General features: G+C 59.0%; 15 protein-coding genes. 8 read left to right on the top strand and 7 right to left on the bottom strand.

Going from position 1 to position 19251, the window contains the following annotated elements; translation table 11 throughout:
- Positions 1-271: 271 nt before the first annotated feature.
- The 5 genes from E5K00_RS15710 to E5K00_RS15730 form a co-directional block, all read right to left on the bottom strand.
- Positions 272-1789, bottom strand: a complete 1518-nt coding sequence (locus tag E5K00_RS15710) for a tail fiber domain-containing protein (protein WP_135464264.1) — start codon at positions 1787-1789, stop codon at positions 272-274.
- 233 nt (positions 1790-2022) lie between these two features.
- A complete protein-coding gene (locus E5K00_RS15715; RefSeq protein ID WP_135464265.1) occupies positions 2023-3303 on the bottom strand; it encodes a tail fiber domain-containing protein in 1281 nt (426 codons plus the stop codon).
- Positions 3304-3601: 298 nt separating this feature from the next.
- Complete coding sequence (locus E5K00_RS15720; protein ID WP_135464266.1) at positions 3602-4183, bottom strand: cupin domain-containing protein; 582 nt, start codon at positions 4181-4183, stop codon at positions 3602-3604.
- 27 nt (positions 4184-4210) lie between these two features.
- Positions 4211-4780, bottom strand: coding sequence for a DUF1772 domain-containing protein (locus E5K00_RS15725; protein WP_135464267.1), 570 nt, complete (start codon positions 4778-4780; stop codon positions 4211-4213).
- A 426-nt stretch (positions 4781-5206) separates the two neighbouring features.
- Positions 5207-6016, bottom strand: a complete 810-nt coding sequence (locus E5K00_RS15730) for a helix-turn-helix transcriptional regulator (protein ID WP_135464268.1) — start codon at positions 6014-6016, stop codon at positions 5207-5209.
- 350 nt (positions 6017-6366) lie between these two features.
- Between E5K00_RS15730 and E5K00_RS15735 the strand changes: the two genes are divergently transcribed.
- The 8 genes from E5K00_RS15735 (at position 6367) to E5K00_RS15770 (ending at position 14226) form a co-directional block, all read left to right on the top strand.
- Positions 6367-6960: a hypothetical protein gene (locus E5K00_RS15735; RefSeq protein ID WP_135464269.1), complete on the top strand. Its 594-nt coding sequence runs from the start codon at positions 6367-6369 to the stop codon at positions 6958-6960.
- 117 nt (positions 6961-7077) lie between these two features.
- Positions 7078-7500, top strand: coding sequence for a hypothetical protein (locus tag E5K00_RS15740; protein ID WP_135464270.1), 423 nt, complete (start codon positions 7078-7080; stop codon positions 7498-7500).
- A 243-nt stretch (positions 7501-7743) separates the two neighbouring features.
- A complete protein-coding gene (locus E5K00_RS15745; protein WP_135464271.1) occupies positions 7744-9042 on the top strand; it encodes a hypothetical protein in 1299 nt (432 codons plus the stop codon).
- A gap of 11 nt (positions 9043-9053) precedes the next feature.
- Positions 9054-10196, top strand: a complete 1143-nt coding sequence (locus tag E5K00_RS15750) for a DUF262 domain-containing protein (protein ID WP_135464272.1) — start codon at positions 9054-9056, stop codon at positions 10194-10196.
- The gene (locus E5K00_RS15755; protein ID WP_135464273.1) at positions 10193-10885 is read left to right on the top strand and encodes an MAE_28990/MAE_18760 family HEPN-like nuclease; all 693 of its coding nucleotides are present in this window, start codon (positions 10193-10195) and stop codon (positions 10883-10885) included. The genes E5K00_RS15750 and E5K00_RS15755 overlap by 4 nt, the downstream gene beginning before the upstream one ends.
- 316 nt (positions 10886-11201) lie before the next feature.
- Positions 11202-12458: an AAA family ATPase gene (locus tag E5K00_RS15760; RefSeq protein WP_135464274.1), complete on the top strand. Its 1257-nt coding sequence runs from the start codon at positions 11202-11204 to the stop codon at positions 12456-12458.
- A 1-nt stretch (position 12459) separates the two neighbouring features.
- Positions 12460-13062 (top strand): DUF4276 family protein, encoded by a 603-nt coding sequence (locus E5K00_RS15765; RefSeq protein ID WP_135464275.1) that lies wholly within the window; start codon positions 12460-12462, stop codon positions 13060-13062.
- Between the two features lie 450 nt (positions 13063-13512).
- On the top strand, positions 13513-14226 hold the full coding sequence (locus E5K00_RS15770; RefSeq protein ID WP_167856923.1) for an energy transducer TonB: 714 nt from the start codon (positions 13513-13515) through the stop codon (positions 14224-14226).
- Between the two features lie 157 nt (positions 14227-14383).
- On the opposite strand, the gene E5K00_RS15775 is transcribed toward E5K00_RS15770, so the two are convergent.
- Together E5K00_RS15775 and mfd are read right to left on the bottom strand one after the other, a co-directional pair.
- A complete protein-coding gene (locus E5K00_RS15775; protein ID WP_135464277.1) occupies positions 14384-15565 on the bottom strand; it encodes a M50 family metallopeptidase in 1182 nt (393 codons plus the stop codon).
- 142 nt (positions 15566-15707) lie between these two features.
- On the bottom strand, positions 15708-19238 hold the full coding sequence (mfd, locus tag E5K00_RS15780; protein WP_135464278.1) for a transcription-repair coupling factor: 3531 nt from the start codon (positions 19236-19238) through the stop codon (positions 15708-15710).
- Positions 19239-19251: the final 13 nt, after the last annotated feature.

Below are 19251 nucleotides of genomic sequence, written 5' to 3' on the forward strand. Positions count from 1 at the left end.
CCCCATTACCTGCCCGCAGTAGGCTGCCCAAGGAGCCGGAAGCCGCTGACTGAACTCTTGCAAACGTTCCCGGCAACGTTTGCATAGATAAATAACGATATAAGTATTGGCGCTCAGGCAGAAAGGATTTGTCTGCCCCAGGCCGGGGCCTTGGTCCGGGCCCGGCCTGGCTGCCTATTCTGCGGCCTTTCGGTTAGGGGCAGCCGGGCTACCAACAGCAACGCCCCAGCCGATGGCTGAGGCGTAGGGAAAACCAGCGTATCCGGCCTGCTTAACGTTGGGCCTGGGCGCCGAGCAACGCTTCGAGGCGGCGCACCCGCTCTTCGAGGGCGGCCGTGGGGGCCGGCGCATTACCCGGCTGGTCGGGGTGCCGGGCCTGCACCTGGCGGCGCAGTTGGGCGTTTTCGGCTTCCAGGGCCAGCACGCGGCGGTAGAGGGCCTGAATGGCAATGAGGTTGACCCCGTCGAAGTCGGCCTGGTTGATGGTCGTGTCGTTGCCGATGGTACCCAGCGCGTCGTGGCCGAAAGCCTGGTAGAAATCCTGGGCCATGGGGCCGTAGTGGCGGAAGGTGCGCGGGTCTTGGCCGCGGTAGTTCCAGGAGCCCAGGCGCAGGCGGTTGATGCGCTCCAGAAACAGGTTGCCGTCGGCCGGGCGCACCAGCTCCTTACGGGTCGAGTCGGAGAGGGTACTCCAGGCCGTCTGGCCGGTTTGCAGCTGGGCCCCGATGGTCATCAGGCTGTTGGTAAAGAGGCGGTAGCCACCGGCGTAGCGGGCCGAAAACTGGTTGTTAGCCGAGGCCCGCAGCGAGTCGTTGACGGAGAAGTCGGCCAGGGTGAAGGTGCCGCTGCGGCCGTTGGCCGAGGCGTAGCGGCCCAGGGCCACGGCGTAGTCGGCGTTGGCGGTGCACCGCTCGCCCAGGGCCACGGCCGCTACTCCCTGGGCCTTGTTGTTGTAGCCCCCGGCAATGCTGTAGTTGTCCTGCACGCGGCAGTCGCGGCCGAAGACGGTGGAGGCCAACGACACCGGCGCGACGAAGTTGCCGCGGCCCAGGGCCGAGCCGTAGGAGCCGCGCACCTCGTTGGCGAAGCCAACGGCAAAGCTATAAACCGAGGCGGCAATGGTGTTGTAGCCCAGGGCGGTGGAGTAGAAGCCCATGTTGGCCGCGTCCCACTGGGTGCCATCGACGCCGCCGGCCCGGAAGGAGCCGTAGTAGCTGGTCCACATCAGCCGGTCGCCCAGGCCGGAGGCGGGCGGGTTATTGTCGCCGTAGCCGATGGCGGTGCGCACCAGCAGGCCCGCGTCGGCATTAAACACGTGCAGGCCGATGCCGTTGGCGTAGGAGCCGGAGGGGCGGATGTAGCCGTTGTTGAGGCGCACCAGGCCGTTGGCGTCAATGGTCAGGCCCACGGTGCCGGGGGCGGCGGCCGTGCCGCCCACCAGGCGCTTGCCGTTCAGCACCAGGTTTTGGGTGGCCACGTGGTTGCCCAGGTTGTCGGCGGCGCGGGCTTTGTCGGGAATGAACAGCCAGGTGCCGTCGGTGGCGTACCAGAAGCCCCGGCGGCCGTCGGTCTGGAACACCATCAGCCCGTCGGGCGGGGTGCTGATGCCCACGCGGGTGACCGAGTCCATGCGCGGGATGAGCAGGCCCTTGCCCTGGGCGTCGAGGTCGAGGATGGCGGCGGCGTGGGGCGAGCCGGCCGTGCCGATGCGCACCCCGCCGGGCGTGGTTTGGGCCCGGGCCGCCGTAGCAAGCAACAGGATGGGTAGCAGCGTGTAAAGTGTTTTCAAAGCGCAGGAGGTAAGTAGGTACAGGCCGGCAAGACTATTTGAACTCGTTGAAACATACCCCCTTGCGCTACAATAAGATCTTGGGGATATACTGCGGGCGGGGCCGAACAGAACAAAAAGCCCTCCGGCCTTCCCCGGGGAAATCCCGACGATTAACCAGGCCAACCGCCGTGCGTCGGCGGGTGTGCTGGCGCACGTTGCTGACGGGGGCCGGCTTGCGGGGCCGCTCGGACTTAGTTGGCCGCTACGTTCTGGGGCACCCCGTTTGGCTTACGACGGGCGGGGCGGGTGGCGGGCTGCTCCAGGGCGGCCAGGCGTTCGTTGAGGGTGCGCAATTGCTGGGCGAGCTGCTCGTCCTTGTGGCGGAGCTGGGCCCGGAGCTGCTCGTTTTCCTGCTGGAGCTGGGCGGTGCGCTTTTCCAGGGCCTGAATGGCGACCATGCTCACGCCGTCGATGTCGACGGTGTTGATGGTGGTGTCGCGGCCGATGCCGTCGAGGCGGAAGGCCTGGTAGAAATCCTGAGCCATGGGGCCGATGTGGCGCTGGGTGGCGGGCTGCGACTTGTAGTTCCACTCGGTGATGGGCAGCGCGGCCACTTTGCGCAGCACCTGCTCGGCGTCGAGGGGGCGGAAGTTTTCCTTGGCGCGCCGGTCGCTCAGCGTCGTCCAGGAGCCGGCGCCGGCGGTCAGCTCCACGCCGGTGATGGGGCCCGTTTCGAAGGTCGTCGGGGAGTTGCCCCGCCGGGAGGTGATGAGCCGGTAGCCGCCGGCAAAGCGCATGGTCATCTGGTTGTTGGTCGTGCTGGTGACGTAGTCGTTGGAAAAGCCGGCGCTGGCGTCGCCCAGGGTCATGGCGCCCTGGTGGGCGACGCGGGCGTTTTTGCCGATAGCGGTGCCAAACTGGCCCGTCACCAGGTTGCTCAGGCCGATAGCCACGGAGTAGCCGACGCTGACCGTTGAGGATCCGATGCAGATGCTGGCAATGCCCTGGGAAACGGCGCTGGGGCCCAGCGCCACGGCTTCGGGGCCGGTAGCCAGGGTGCCGGTGCCCAGGGCAATGGCGCCCTCCGCGGAAGCGTTGCCGTTGAAACCCATACTGCGGAGGCCGCTGGCGGTGCCGTAGCGGCCCAGCGCCACGGCTGCTTCGCCGGAAGCCGTGGTGGCGTTGCCGGCCGCAAAGGAATATTGGCCCGAGGCAAGCGGGTTGTAGCCGGTGGCGAAGGAGTAGAGGCCGATGTTGGCGTCGTCCCAGTAATTGCTGCCGTAGCTGCCCACGTAGCCCACCCGGAAGGCGGCCTTGTCGGCGTACCAGAGCAGGCGCCGGCCTTCGCCGGTGAGGGGCAGGGCGTTGCCGGACACGTCGCCGGCGGTGGAAAACAGTACGCTGCCGCCCGCCACGTGCAGGCGGCTGAGGGGAACGGCGACGCCGATACCGACGCCGGGCGTGGTTTGGGCGTGGGCGGCAGCAGGGGAGAGCAACAGGGCGGCGAGCAGCAGGCGGTAGTGGGTCTTCATAGAGTGGAGCGGTGGAGTAGCTACGGGGCGAAATAAGGCCGCCGCCGGAATAGCCGCGCGCGTTGGTAAGCCGACAACGGCTGGCCGGGGGTGAACAACGCCGTGGGGTGTGCCGGGCGCGGGCCGGGGGCAGGTACCGCCCACGCCCGGCTTCCCTGGCAGCAGGCCGGGCGTTGGCCGGTTACCCTAGACAGGGCGAGGTAGGATGGTGGGGTCAACGCGGCCAGCCGGGCAAAAAAAGCCCGCCCCGACCGGGCGGGTCGGGGCGGGGGTGGGGCAAGGGGAAAAGGGGGGCGGCCTACGCGGCTACCGGGGCGGGGGCCCCCGCGAATTTGCGGTACTTGCCCAGCAGCTTTCCGGCCAGGTAGGTGGTCGGGATGACGACCTGACGGACGAGGCGGGGCAGCTCGGGCAGGTCGTACTCGCGGGCGTAGCGGGTCAGCAGGTAGGCCGCGTCAAAGGCTTCGGGCTGGAGCCGGCCCGACTTGCGCTGCGCCTGGTAGATGGCCGAGAGGAAAAACACGATGGTGTGGGCGGGCTTGATCCAGCCGTGGCAGTGCAGCGGGTCGGGGCCGGCGTTCCAGAAGCGGTGAGGGGTGCCGCGGGCAAACAGGACGGTGTCGCCGGGGCCGGCGTACTGGGTGGGCTGGCCCAGCACCTGGTAGGCCAGCCGGCCCCGCACCACGGTCAGGCTTTCGTCTTGCAGCCAGTGGGTGTGCATCAGGGGGCCCAGGCCGGGCGCCACGGTATTCTCGACCAGCAGCCGGTCGCCGTCGGGCTCGGGCTGCACGCCCAGGAAGGTGAGCTGCTCGCCCAGGCCGTTGTCGATGGTGAGGGGGTAGGTGGGCGAAGCGGGGGAGGGAGGCAGGTTGGTTTTCATAGCGCAGAAAGAGTGGGGGCAGCGGGGTTAGTAGGTCAGGGTGGGGCGCAGCTCGGGCAGGGGCGCGGCGTCGGGGGCGGGCTGGGGCGGGGCGTCGAGCAGGCGGTGGGCCTTCAGGAAGCTGAGCATGACCAGGCCGCTCAGGGCCAGGCGCAGGTAGTTGGCCAGCTGCCACTCCCGGGCGAAGGTGTTGATGGTCACGTCGGGCGTGTCATCGAGGGGGGTGAGAAACAGCACCACGTTGCGGGGCATGAAATAGGCCACGGTGAAAAGCTCGTTGAGCAGGATGCCGGCCAGCAGCAGCAGCCCCCGGCGCAGGGGGCCGGCCTGGGGCCAGAGCAGCGCGGTGGCCGCGCCCAGGCTCAGGAGGGCCAGGGGCATCAGGGTCTGGAAGAAGTAGCCCGCGTGCGACACCCGGAAGAAGTTCTGGTAGGCTATCAGGGCCCGGGGCACGTCGGGGGTGGCCCAGTTGGGAACTTCCGCAATGAGCTGGTAGAGGCTGCCGCCCAGCACGGCGCCGTAGCTGAGCAGGGCCAGGGAAAAGAAGGTGTTGCCCAGGCGGCGGCGCAGGGGCGGAAGAGCGGGGAGTGTGTTCATAGCCTTTGTGAGGGTTGGTACGGCACAAAGGTCGGGGGGAGGGTAGTCGATTACTTGTATGTAACGGACATTGTGGGGGGGCGCTTCTGGCCCCGTTCTAATGTGCGCCTCACCCCCCGCCCCCTCTCCGAAAAAGGAGAGGGGGAGCCGGACGGGTATGGGGCGTTTTGGCGGGGCTCACCCCGGCCGCATCTGCTTTAGGCGCAGAGTCTCCGAAAAAGGAGAGGGGGAGCCTGACGATAGATTTGGGTAGGCGTTTTGGTTGGCTTTCTGGGCGCTGTTGCTGGGAGCTGTTTAAGGCTGGTGCGGTACCGGGCTTTGGGGCGTTGGTAGTACCGGCGGTGGGGTAGGCGAGGAAGGTCCTTCGTTACGCTGCGCTTCACTCAGGATGACAGGCGGGCGGGGTGGGCTGTTGCTGCGCGGGGCTTACTGGGGGGTGGTGAAGAGGTGGCCGGGGAGGTGGCTTTTGTGGCGGCGGTAGTCGCGGGGGCTGAGCTGGGTGAAGGCGCGGAAGGTGCGGCTGAAGTGGGCCTGGTCGACGAACTGGCAGGCGTGGGCTATTTCCGTCAGCGAGAGGGAGGTGGTGTGGATCAGCTCCACGGAGCGGCGGTACTTGTGGTAGAGCAGGGTTTGCTCGGTGTTCATGCCCGTCAGGGTCTGGAGCTTGCGGGTTAGGTGGCGGGGCGAGTAGCACAGCTCGTCGGCCAGGGCCGGCACGCTCAGGGCGGCGGCGGCGGGGGTGTTGAGGTAGTGGTCCAGGAACTGCTCCTGGGGCGTGAGCTGGGGCAGGCGGGGCCGCAGCCACTGCTGCACCCGGGCCACGCGGGCCGGGAAGTCGGGCTGCTCGAGCAGCTGGTGCCACAGCGCCAGCAGCGGGGCGTGGGCCAGGGTCAGATCCAGGCACTGGTTGACGAAGTCGGCGGCTTCGAGGCGGAAGAGGCGGCCCACGGCGGTGGGGTTGAGCACCATGCCGAACAGGGTGTGGCGCCGGGGCAGCCAGGTGTGGAGGGGCACCGAGTGGAAGCCGCTCAGAAAGCAGCGGGGCAGCCGGAAGGTTTCCGTTTCGATGCGGGCCGTGACCGGCCCGGCCTCGTTGAGGTTGAAGATGACTTCGACCAGGCCCTTGGGAATGATGGTTTCGTGGGTGAGGGCCGGGCCCTGGTGGTCCATCTGCCAGCAGTGGCGCAGGGCGGCGCTCAGGGGCGAGTCGGGCGGGATGGGGTAGAACTGCTCCATAGCGTAGCGGCGGGCAGGTGGCAGGATAACTTCCCTAGTAAAATAAGCAAAAATTCGTCTTGGCCCCGGGCCGGGGGGCGCTGGCGCGCGTCTTTGACGCGGGCCTTACGGTTTCGCGTCTCTGACGCGGCTGTTAGCACAACGGGCGTGCACAATTCGCGTCAGAGCCGCGGGGCCAGCAGGGTCTGCGGGATGCTACGAAGTCGGCTCCAATGCTAAGATTTCCCGCCCGCTCCTCCAACGCAACCAGGAATACCGTAAACCGCGTTTTACTGTTGTACCAAAATACCTTGTACCAAAAATAAATTGGTACAAGGTATTTTGGTACAAGCTAATCCCGCTCTCCTTCTATGCGTCATCTCCCCGCTCAGTACAGCACAGCCCGCATCGTGCGCGACTACTTCGGGCTTTCCCAAACCGCCCTGGCTGGCTATCTGGATGTGTCCCGTGAGCTGCTTTCAGCCGCCGAAACCGGGCGGCGTGAGCTGCCCACCGCTAGCCTGCTCCGTTTGGCCGTGCTGGCTCAGGCCGTGGGCACTACCGCCGTGCCCGCCGCCGGAGCGGCTACCCCGCCGGCGGCCCCTGAGCTGTTGCCCGTTACGCTGTTGCCGGGGCTGCGCCCCCTGCTGGCCCGCCACGAAGCCTGCCTGCTCGAAGCCGACCGCCTGCGCCACGCCGCTGCCTTGTTGCTGCGCAAAGCCGAGCAGGCCCGCCGCCTGCACGCCGTGCTCCCGGCTCTGGCAGCGGCCCTGGATCCGCTGCCCGCCGACGAGCGGCCCCGCCGCTGGCTCACCCAGCTCACCGCCGACGTGGCCCACCTGCTGAGTCCCGCCGCCGACGCGCCCCGCGCCCGCCTGGCCGCCCGCGAAGCCGGGCTCCGGGCCGAAGCCGCCTGGATCCGGTCTTATTTTGAGAATATTGCCGCTGATGATGTCTTATTTTGAGAATTTTGCAGAAAATAGCCTCCTATTTTGAGAATGTGTTTTATGGAATATGGTTTTGTGCTAGTATTAGAGCCGTTGGGCAATTCATGTATAGCACTCTCTACTTCCCTTATCTCAATGGCTTACTCCGTTAACAAACTTACTACCCCCGCCCAGTGCGACGCCGTGCTGGCTCTCATCGCCGAAGAGCGCGAAAATCTCGACCTGCAACAGCGCATCCTCGACAAACGCCGTGGCAACCTCAGCGACGACGTCACGGAAGTAGACGCCGAGCTGACGGCCAAGCAAACCGAGCTGGCCTCCCTCACCACCCTCATCAACGGCCTGGCCGACGGCGACACCAAAACCGACTACGAGCGGCGCCGGCGCACCCTAAGCCGCCGCATCACCGAGCTCCAGGACCGGCAGCTCGAATTCAACCCCGTCGCCCTCATCGACCGGGAATTCGACGTGGCCCGCCTCACCAAATCCCTGGCCGAAGCAGACACCCTCGAAGCCGAGGTCAAGGCCCGCAAAGCCGTCCTCGAAGCCGCCCAGTAGCCAAGGTTTCTGCCCAACCCATCCGCTACAAGCCCCAACGCCCCCGGCCAGCAGGTCGGGGGCGTTGTGTGTTTTAGGGGATTATGGTTCAGCGTTGCCCTCGCCGAAGCGGAAGGGGGACGTATACATAACTGGTGTATGACCTACATAAGTTACAAGATTGTACCAAGGAAGGAAAGCGTATAAACTTAGTTTATCTTGTAATAGCGTAGTAGCTTTACGAAAACAGTAAAAAGAGTTTAGATGTCACTTTCATTTGAAAAAGCAAAGGTTTTAAATCCGAAAAGGAGTAGTGATACTACAACTAATCGTGTCAATTGGCATGATTACTATGCTGGTTACTCTTCTGAATTTGCTTATGCTATACTAAGTTCAATTGGGCTAAATAAAGAAAGTTTAGTTATGGATCCTTGGAATGGAGCCGGTACAACTACACTTGCAGCTAGCGCTATTGGTTACAAATCGGTAGGATTCGACCTTAATCCTGTTCCTGTAATAATAGCTAAAGCGTTTAAAATTAGTTACGGTGAGAAGCCTAGTATTGTTCCTTTGCTAAGTAAAATAATTAATAAGTTTAAAGTAATCAATATTAAATATGATTCCAATGATCCATTGAGATTATGGTTTAAGGAAGATTCTTCTTGTTATATTAGGGCTCTTGAGCGTTCAATTCAATATTTTTTGATTCAAGAGCAAAAAGGAAAATATGTGTTTATTAAATCTAATGTTAATTTAGTGTCCGAAATAGCTGCCTTTTTTTACTTGGCTGTTTTTCGAGTTGTACGGTCGTTAATAGGGCAATTTCAATCTTCTAACCCAACTTGGGTGAAACAGCCTAAAGATGAACATAGTAAAGTTTCGATTGATAAGAACTCTATTCGTTTAGCGTTCGTGTCAGAAGTTAATGCTATGTTAGAAAATTTTGATCCGGTTTTTGATAACAGTGCTAATGCTGAGTCTAAGTTATTTATAGGTAACTCACTAAATATACAATGCGAAAAAAATTCTGTTGACTTTGTTTTATCTTCTCCTCCTTATTGTACTAGAATAGATTATGGTGTGTATACTATGCCAGAACTATGCGTTCTTGGTTTATTTAAAAGTGAATTAGATAATTTGCGTAGGAGCCTAATTGGGTCAACTACTGTTCCAAAGAATGCTCCTGCCTCCTCTGTAGAGTGGGGTGAGGTCTGTAATTCGTTTTTGGATGAAGTGAAAAATCATCCATCAATATCTTCTGATACATACTACTTGAAAAATCACTTACAGTATTTTGATCTAATGTTTAGTTCTCTGTTGGAAATAAATAGGGTGTTGAAAAAAGGTGGCGCCTGTACGCTAGTTGTTCAAGACTCTTATTATAAAGATGTTCATAATGATCTTCCTGAAATAATTTCTCAAATGGGGAATAATTTAGGTTGGAGTTTGGCGATTAAGAAAGAATTTCCTTCTTTGTTTAATATGTCAGGTGTCAATCCTGGGGTAAAAAGATACCGTAAGCAAACCGATGCGACGGAGAGTGTTCTGGTTTTTTCAAAATAAAATATTAAACAATGTCAAAAAAGACTAATTCTGTCACCGTTCTAAGTGCAGTAGACGCTAAACTTCAAAAAGTTCATACCCAAAGTTTGGATCTTTCTTTTAATGAACTATTAGATATGTATGTAAGTGGGGAATTAATAATCAATCCTGATTACCAACGTGTATTTAGATGGTCAGAGGGGGCTCAGTCAAGATTTATTGAATCTCTGTTATTGGAAATGCCAGTTCCGCCTATCTACGTGGTAGAAGTAAAGGAAGGTAGGTACATGCTCATAGATGGTTTACAGCGCATTTCAACATACCTGCATCTGCGAGGAGAACTTAAAGCAAGCCATTTGACTCCTCCAATAAATAAAGGGGATGTTTTGAAATTGGTGGATTGTGACATCGTGGAGGAACTTAACGGAATGACTTTTGATACTTTGGGTGTTGCGTTGCAAATTAGACTGAAGAGGGCTTTTGTTAGAGTAGAAGTCGTTAGAAAAGGCAGTGATAAGAAGTTTAAATATCATATGTTTAAGAGATTGAATACTGGTGGAGAATTGCTTACTGGGCAGCAACTTAGAAACTGCACTATACGGCTGTTGGATGATAAGTTTAATGATTTTATTATTAAATTAAGTACTAAAGACGAATTTGTGACTTGTATAGACTCAATAACTTATGAACAGAGGTTGGGGGCCTTTGATCAAGAATTAGTTTTACGATTTTTTGCTCTTAAAAATGACATAACCTCATTCAAGCATGATGTTGCTGATTTCTTAACCGATTATATGGAGAAAGTTGCCGAGTCTAATGATAAGAGTTTTTTTGTGTACAAAGATGAGGAAAAGATTTTTGTGAAAACCTTTTCTATATTTTACAATACTCTAGGAGATTACAGTTTTGGGCAGGTTAATAAAGGTGCAATTACTCGTGGGTTTGGGGTATATCAATTTGAAGCATTGTCTGTAGGTATACAGCCTTATATAGATAAAATAGACCTAAAAAGCAAGAAGCAATTAGAGGATATTTCTCAGAAAATACGTCAAATAAAGCTTGATCCTACATTCGTTTCCTTAACTACAGGTGGTGGTAAAAATTCTCCCGGACTTTTAAGGAAGCGTATTCAATTTGTTGTTGAGGAATTGAAAAGCTTTTTCAGTGCGATATGATAGCTGACGATTTAATAGCCGAGTTGGAGTTTGATATAGAGTGGAGGTTTGACGAAATTAGGTTCTATCATAATATAATAGCTAGGTTAAGTGATAATGGTGAAAAAATGCGGATGCGTAGAGCTGTAATCGTAATGCTATATGCACACTTTGAAGGGTTTGCAAAGTTTGCATTTCAGGTTTATGTGAAGTTTATTAATATATCTAACGTAAAAGGCCGAGATGTCGTGTATCCTGTGCTTGCTGCTAGTATAATGAAAGAAATAAAGGGGTTAAATAATTTGAATCAAAAATCTCCAATATTTAGAAATGAATCTCCAGAGGATACTGATTTGCATCTTCTGGCTAGAAGTATAGAATTCGTTGAAAGGCTTGGTGAATTAAGTGAAAGGTGTATTAATTTGAAAGAAGATGATGTCGTGAATACCGAATCAAATCTTACTCCTGTTGTTATGAGAAAGATATTATTTAGGCTAGGTTTTCCATATAATGATTTATCAAGCGTTGAAAGTAGTATTCAAAAACTACTAGGTTTTCGGAATGCTATTGCTCATGGAAAGATGAGAGAAGGAATAGAAGCTAGTGTGTATGAAAAGATACATCAAGATGTCTTTGCGCTAATTAATGCAGTTAAGAGAAAAGTAAGTGCCGCAATAATGGGTTCAGAATTTCTGAAAACGGCAACGTAAAATATAGTGTTGAAACATGGTCTAGGTAATGACCATGTTTCAATCCTCAAGCACTCTCTCTACACTCCCGCCTTCTCCTCACCGCCCAGCTCACTCAGAATCTGCTTCGCCGCGCCCACGCTTTTCACCTCCTCGATGCTGATGATGAGCTGTTCCTTGCGCTCCTTCATGGAGGCGGAGCGGGGGTGGGTCTGGATGTAGTTGAGGATGTTGCCGAACTGGTCGCCCTAGAAGTAAGCATTTAGCCGGGCTTCGGGCACCATACCCACATTCCGGCCCAACCCGCGTACTTTGTGGCAAATCCTTGCTTTGCCTTATGCCTGACTCTGCCGCGGCCCCTGGTTTTCCTCGCCTCACCTACCTGCGCATCAAGAACTACCGCGCCCTGCGCGACGTGGAGCTGCGCGACCTGACGCCGCTGACGGTGTTTATCGGGCCGAATGGGAGCGGGAAGTCCACGGTGCTGGATGCGCTGGCCTTTCTGGCCGAGGCGGTGAGCGGGAATTTGCAGCAGGCCTGGGAGAAGCGGAACCGGTTTGCCGGCATGCGCACGCGGGGGCAGGAGGGGGCTATTGAGTTTGAGGTAAAAATCTCTCTCGATTCTGGAGAAATATTGACCTATGTATTTCAAGTAGATGAAAGAGACGGTTTAGTGTGGGTTACGGATGAAGTGCTACATGTCGGTTTTCAGGATGAGGGGGTGAAAATATTCTATCTTGATGAGTCAGCCTTTTCGAGAACAACTCTTGGAAGATCAAATATTTATAGAAGCGAAAAACTCACGGATATAGGCATTACAAAAACATCGGCTTTAGAGTCTTTACTACTACTTCGAAGTCGGACAGGAGAATACTACCAGATAGCACATCAACTTGGTTTAGAGCCATCTTTTGAAGTTATATTCTCACAAATCCTCACCTCCTACCGCTACATCCACCTCACCGACGACCACCTGAAGGGCTACTCCGATGCCGGGCCGCGGGAGAAGCTGTCGGCCAACGGGGACAACCTGCCCAACGTGCTGTATTACCTGCACACCCGGCACCCGGCGGCGCTGGCCCGCGTCACGGAGAAGCTGCGGCGCTGGGTGCCGGGGCTGGCCGACGTGGTGCCGGAAATTACCTCGGATGAGCGGCTGCTGCTGCGCTTCCGGGATGCGCCGTTTGAGAAGCCCCTGCCGGCCCAGTATATGTCGGACGGCACGATGCGGCTGGCGGCGCTGCTCACGCTGCTCTACGAGCCGCAGGCTACCGGGCTGCTGGGCATCGAGGAGCCGGAAAACGAGCTGCACCCGCGCCTGCTGGCCCGGCTGGCCGAGGAGCTGGTGGCGGCCACCGCGACGCGGCAGCTGCTGGTGGCTACCCACTCGCCCTTGCTGCTGGATGCCCTGGAGCCCGAGCAGGTCTGGATTCTGCACCGGGGCGCGGATGGCTACACCCGGGCCACGCGCACGGCCGATATTGCGCAGGTGAAGGAGGCGGTGGCGGATGGCTCGCCGCTGGGCTACCTCTGGACCAGCAACTTCTTCCGCCTCGGCGACCCGCTGGCCCCCCTTACCTCAGCCGACCGGTAGGATGCACATCGAGTTTCTGCTGGAAGAAGAATCGGCCAAGGCCGCCCTGGATCTGCTGTTGCCCAGGCTGCTGCCGGCCGGGGTGACGTGGTGGTGCCATTTTCACCGGGGCAAAACCGACCTGCTGCACCGCTTGCCCGGCCGGCTGAAAACCTACGCCCGGCAGTTGGCCGGCCAGCCCGATTTGCGGGTGGTGATTCTGATGGATGCCGATACGGACTGCCGGCGGGCGAAGGCCGAGCTGGAGAAGATGGTAGCCGACGCGGGCCTGCTAACCAAAGCCACGGCGGCCGGGCGGCCTTACCATATTCTTACCCGGCTGGCGGTGCAGGAGCTGGAAGCCTGGTTTCTCGGCGACCGGGACGCTATTCGGGCGGCCTACCCCCGGGTCCGGCCCCAGCACTTCAGCGGCCTGCCCCCCGACCCGGATACCATAGCCGACACCTGGGAAACGCTGTTGCGGGTGTTGCAAAAGGCCGATGCCGGGGCCACGAAAGGAAAAATACGGTGGGCCGAAACCATTGCCCCGCACCTGGAGCCAGCCCGGAATAAGTCGGCCAGCTTTCAGGTTTTCCGGCAGGGGCTGGCGGCGTTATCGGCGTAAGAAAAGCCGCCCGCCCGTCAGCCCGTCATGCTGAGCGCAGCGGAGCGGAATCGAAGCATCTCTACCGCTTCGTCGCAACGGTATAGGATTACTACCGCGGTAGAGATGCTTCGGCTTCGCGGACGCCAGATCAGGCATGACGTTCTGTTCCCAACAACGTCAGCACGCGAGATTCCTCGGACTCTGCTTCATGCGCAGAATGCTCGGAATGACGTTCTGTTTGCCCGGCTGCTGCCCGGCTGCTACAGGCCCACCTCCTCCTCGCTGCCCAGCGCGCTCAGGATTCGCATGGCGGCGCCTGCGCTTTTCACCTCCTCGCTGCTGAGCTGTTTCTTGCGCTCCTTCATACCGACAGAAAGGAACTACAAGTACCTTTGGCTACGGTAGCAGTTAGCTACTGCATACCTATCTGTCATGCGAAAACCATACGCTCTGCCTGTAGCAGCCTTATTGACCCTTCTTCCGCTCGTCAGCTTCGGGCAGGAAACCAAACAGGTAAACGTTAAATCTCAGAATCCCTGGCAGCGGGAGGAGTACTCGGTGCTGAAGTCGGATCCGAAGGTCAAGCACGGGCTATACCGTGGGTATGTAGGAGGCGCGCGGGAGGTGCTGGCAATGGAAGGGTATTACACCAACGGCCAGAAAGACAGTCTGTGGACGCTATACAACCGGTGGTCGAACAAGCCGGAGCTGCAGGCCCGGGGCCGCTACCAGCAAGGCCAGAAAGTGGGCGTGTGGGAATACTACGCGGGCAAGAATGAACTCGAACAGCGCTACGACCATACCCGGGGGCAGCTGCTGCTGCACAAGGCGGACGAGAAGTCTAAGATTACGTTTACCCCGGTGGGTACGTCAGCCGCTCTCGAACGGGAAGCCGTGTATATCGGCGGAATCACGACGGTGATGAACTTTATCGGGACCAACGTGCGGTACCCGGTAGACGCCCTGCGCGCCCAGAAGTCGGGCACGGTGCGCATCGCCTTTACCATTGCCCCGGATGGTTCGGTTTCTAATTATCGGGTGGCTAAGTCGGCTTTTGCTAGTCTGGATGAAGAATCGTTACGGGTCATAAAGCTCGTGCCGGCTACGTGGGTGCCGGCGCAGGCCGCCGGCCAGCCGGTGGCAGTCGAGTGTGAGATACCCGTAGTCTACACCGTGCGATAGGAGCACAAAAAAAGCCTGCCCCATTCCGGGGCAGGCTTTTTTGGGGCTAATTTGGCTGCTACACGCCCACCTTCTCGATGCTGACGCTGAGCTGTTCCTAGTGCTCCTTCTCATGGAGGCGGAGCGGGGGTGGGGGGCAGGAGGTAGTGGAGGGAGGTTAGATGGCGGTAGCCGCCGCGCGAGAGGCCTGCCGAATCTGGGTTTGCAGCTGGTCCATTCGCTCGAAGGCTTGGAGGGTGCTACCGCTGCTGGGTTGCTCCTGAAGCTGCTTCTGGGCGGCTTGCAGCCAGTTGTCGGCTTCGTGCATCCGGCCTTCCACGTAGGCTACGGCCGCTCGGGCAAACAGGGCTTCGTCTTTGCCAAAGGGCTTTGCCTGCTGGGCAAGCTCAAGCCAGTACCGGGCCTGCTGGGCGTCCTGCGAATGCAAAGCGGCGACATACGCGCCTTCCGCAAACAAGTATTGCTGCATGCTCACAGAGGTGGTATGGCGACGGTCGATGGCTTCATTGAGGTGCAGGCGCAGCGCTTCGGCGTCATTGCAGTCGTGGTAGTAGCTGTAGGCGTACAGGTGCGCGTAGCAGTCGAGGGCGGTATTGCTGGGGTGGGCCAGCAGCTGCTCAAGCAGCGCCGGGTCCCAGTCGCGGGGGCGGGTACTGCGGTTGGGCAGGCTGGAAAGGTGGAGAATGGCTAACTGCTGGTGCATGGCCGGGCCGCCTTGGTATAGGTGCTTCAGCTGGGTGCCATCGTTCAAATAGCCGGAAGCCGACTTAACCGGTAAAAGGTTTGTTAGCGCTACCAGCATAGACAGCCAGCCGAACACCAAAAGGAAGTTGGTGAACAGGTAGCCTCCCAGCGTTAGCCAGGCGGCAGCGTCATCCTTCAGTATCCGATGTATTATCAGCGCCGCGGCTCCACTGAGGAGCGTAGCGGCCGGGCCTCCCGCAATGAACAGGAAATAGCGTGAGCGTAGGCGCCGGGTATGCGTCGGTAGCGCCTCGACCAAGCCTCCCACTTTATGTTCCGGTTTCTTGAAGCGGACTTTCCAGGCGGTTGCTTTCCGCTCGATGCGCAGCCAGCTAGCATAGAACTTCTGTATCTGGAATTTCGCCAGGAGTGCTCCCACGGCATGGCCTGCCTCGTGCACCAGCACTATTAGCCGCAAGGCCACCAGCAGGCTACTACCCCAAATGCCTATCAGGACCGGCCCGGACAGTTGCAAAATAGCCGCCTGGGCTTGCAGCTGATTTTTCCAATCCTCCCCCTTTAGTGCCCAGAATAACACGATCCAGAAAGCCAGGAAAGCTCCGATCATCCATCCTTTCTGGCGTTTCTCCTTCACTGGGTCACGCGGAGCATCGGGCTGCGAAAGGTCTATCATAAGTCAGCGAAGGATAAAAAGCGGGTGCTCGTTGTGAGGGCAATAAAAATAGGCGCTATTCCCGGAGAAATAGCGCCTATCAGCGTTTGGGCTAAGGATTAATTCACACCCCCACCTTCTCTTCACTGCCCAGCTCGCTCAGAATCCGCTTGGCTGCGCCCACGCTTTTTACCTCGTCGATGCTGATGATGAGCTGTTCCTTGCGCTCCTTCATGGAGGCGGAGCGGGGGTGGGTCTGGAGGTAGTGGAGGATGTTGCCGAACTGGTCGCCCTGGAAGTAGGCTTCGTTGTTGGTGGCCGGGATGTAGCCTTTGAGCAGGTTTTTCTTGAGGGTGAGCTTTTCGAAGCCCACCTGGCAGGCCTGCCAGCGCAGGCGCACGATGTCGGCCAGCTGCTCGACCTCCTGGGGCAGGGGGCCGAAGCGGTCCACGATGCCGGCCACGAGCTTGCGCAGCTCCTCGGGGCCTTTCACCCGGTCGAGCTTGCTGTAGAGCTGGAGGCGCTCGGAGACGTTGCTCACGTAGTTATCGGGGATGAGGATTTGCAGGTCGGTTTCGATGTTGCACTCCTTGGGACCCTTGGTGGCGGCGGCTTCCTGGAGGCGCTGGGTGGGGTCGCCGAGGAACAGGTCGCGGAACTCGGTTTCCTTGAGCTCCTGCACGGCCTCGTCCAGGATCTGGTGGTAGGTTTCGAAGCCCAGGTCGTTGATAAAGCCTGACTGCTCGCCGCCCAGCAGGTTGCCGGCCCCGCGAATGTCCAGGTCGCGCATGGCTACCTTGAAGCCGTCGCCGAGGTCGGAAAATTCTTCCAGGGTGCTCAGGCGCTTGCGGGCATCACTGGGCAGGCCGGCCACGGGCGGGGTGAGCAGGTAGCAGTAGGCCTTTTTGTTGGAGCGGCCCACGCGGCCCCGCATCTGGTGCAGGTCGGAGAGGCCGTGCATGTGGGCGCGGTTGATGATGATGGTGTTGGCGTTCGGGATGTCGAGGCCCGACTCAATCAGGTTGGTGCTCACCAGCACGTCGTACTCGCCGTCGACGAACTTCATCATGCGCTTTTCGAGCTGGTCGCCTTCCATCTGCCCGTGGATGGTGGTGACGCGGGCGTCGGGCACGAGGCGCAGAATCATGTTGGCCAGCTCGTCGATGTCCTTCACCCGGTTGTGCACGAAGAACACCTGGCCGCCGCGCTTCAATTCGCGGGCCACGGCGTCGCGCACCAGCAGCTCGTCGAAGACGTGCAGCTCGGTCTGAACCGGCTGGCGGTTCGGCGGGGGCGTGGCAATAACCGACAGGTCGCGGGCGCCCATCAGGGAGAAGTGCAGGGTGCGCGGAATGGGCGTGGCCGAGAGGGTTAGCGTGTCCACGTTCACCTTCAGCTCCTTGAGCTTGTCCTTGGTCTTGACCCCGAACTTCTGCTCTTCGTCGATGATGAGCAACCCCAGGTCCTTGAACTTGATGTCCTTGTTGGTGAGGCGGTGGGTGCCGATGAGGATGTCGGTTTTGCCCTCGGCCACCCGGGCCAGCGTCTCCTTGATTTGCTTGGTGGTCTTGAAGCGGTTCACGTACTCCACCGTCACGGGCAGGTTGGCGAGCCGCTCGCGGAAGGTTTTGTAGTGCTGCATGGCCAGGATGGTAGTGGGCACCAGCACGGCCGCCTGCTTGCCATCGGCCACCGACTTGAACGCGGCCCGGATGGCTACCTCGGTTTTGCCGAAGCCCACGTCGCCGCACACGAGGCGGTCCATGGGGTGGGGCTGCTCCATGTCGTGCTTCACGTCCTCGGTGGCCTTGGCCTGGTCGGGCGTGTCCTCATATATAAAGCTGGATTCCAGCTCGGCCTGCATAAAGGAGTCGCGGGCAAAGGCGTGGCCGGGCGCGGTTTTGCGCTTGGCGTAGAGCCGGATCAGCTCGGCGGCAATGTCCTTGACCTTTTTCTTAACCGACTTCTTCTTGTTTTCCCACTCCGGGGAGCCCAGCTTACTCATGGTGGGCGGCGTGCCCTCGGCCCCGGAGTACTTGGCAATCTTGTGCAGGGCGTGGATGCTGACGGTCAGCACGTCGTCGTCGCGGTAGACGAGGCGGATGGCCTCCTGGAGCCGGTCGTTGATTTCGACCTGGGTGAGGCCGGCGAAGCGGGCAATGCCGTAGTCCTGGTGCACCACGTAGTCGCCGGGCACCAGGGTGCGCAGCTCCTTCAGGGTCAGGGCCTTTTTCTTGGAGAACTTCCGGCCTTCCTGAGCCCGGTAGAACCGCTCAAACAGCTGGTGGTCGGTGTAGACCACGAGCTTGAGCACGTCGTCCACGAACCCCTCGCGCAAACCCAGCAGCAGGTGCTGAAACTGCACGTTGTTATCGAGCTCGTCGAAGATGGTGCGCAGCCGGTCGGCCTGCCGGACGGATTCGGCCGCAATGACGTTGGTAAAGCCCTTTTCCTGGTTGTCGTGCAGGTTCTTGACCAGGCGGCTGAAGTCCTTGTTGAAGCTGGGCTGGGGCTTGGCGCTGAACGAAAACTCCTCAGCCCCGGCCTTGAAGTGAAACCGTTTGCCGAACTCCACGATGGGAAACCCGTCGAGCAGCTTCTTGAACGACTTGCCCGACTCGAACAAATCCTCGGGCTTGCTCACGATCTGCACGCCGCCGGCCGCGGCCAGCATTTCCTTGAAGCCCGCCTCGGCCCGGTCGAACGATTCCTCCACAATGTCCAGGGTCTGGCGCACGTCCTTGGCCCAGATGGCGGTGTTGCGGGGGATGAAGTCCAGAAACGCCTCCCGGGTTTCCTGGAGCAGCTTGGTTTGCACGTTCGGGATGATGCTCACCTGCTGGCGCTTCTCCACCGACAATTGGCTTTCGGGGTCGAAGGTGCGGATGGTTTCCACCTCGTCGCCGAACAGCTCGATGCGGTAGGGCAGCTCGTTGGCGTAGCTGAAGATGTCCACGATACCGCCGCGCACGGCAAACTGGCCCGCCTCGTACACAAAGTCGCTCCGCTCGAAGTCGTACTCGGCCAGCATGTCGCTGATAAAGTTGACGTCGAGCTTGTCGCCGACCTTCACAATAAAGGTGTTGGCCACCAGGCTTTTCTTGTTGATAACCTTCTCGAACAGCGCCTCGGGGTAGGTGACGATGAGGGCCCCGGCCGTATCCTTCACGCTGATTTTCTTGCCCTTTTTGCTCTTCTCCGCGCCTTCCGGCAGGGCGTCGTCGGCATCCTCGGAGGCCTTTTCGGCGGCGGTTTTCGGGCCCCGGTGGCTATTGAGCTTGTTGAGCACCTCGGCCCGCATCAGCACGTTGGCGTTTTCCGTCTCGTCGAAGGCGTAGGGGCGCTTGTAGGAGCTGGGGAACAAGAGCGGCTCTTCGTCGGGGGCCAGGTGCTGGAGGTCGGCCAGGAAGTAGGCGGCCTCGTCCCGGTCGTGGAGGATGAAGAGGTGGTGCTGATCCGGGAACTCCTGGTGCAGGGCGGCGGCCAGCACGGCGTCCTGGCTGCCCACCAGGCCGCGCAGGTGCAGGCGCGCGGGTGCGTCGGCCTTGGCGTCGGCGGGGCGCAGGGAGTGGCGGGTGGCCGGGTTCAGGCGGGCTCCCACGGTCAGCACGGTGGGGTCAAGGGAGTAGAGCTGGAGGAAATCGGAAACCTTCAAAACGACGAGCGGC

Source organism: Hymenobacter aquaticus (assembly GCF_004765605.1).
Taxonomy (GTDB): domain Bacteria; phylum Bacteroidota; class Bacteroidia; order Cytophagales; family Hymenobacteraceae; genus Hymenobacter; species Hymenobacter aquaticus.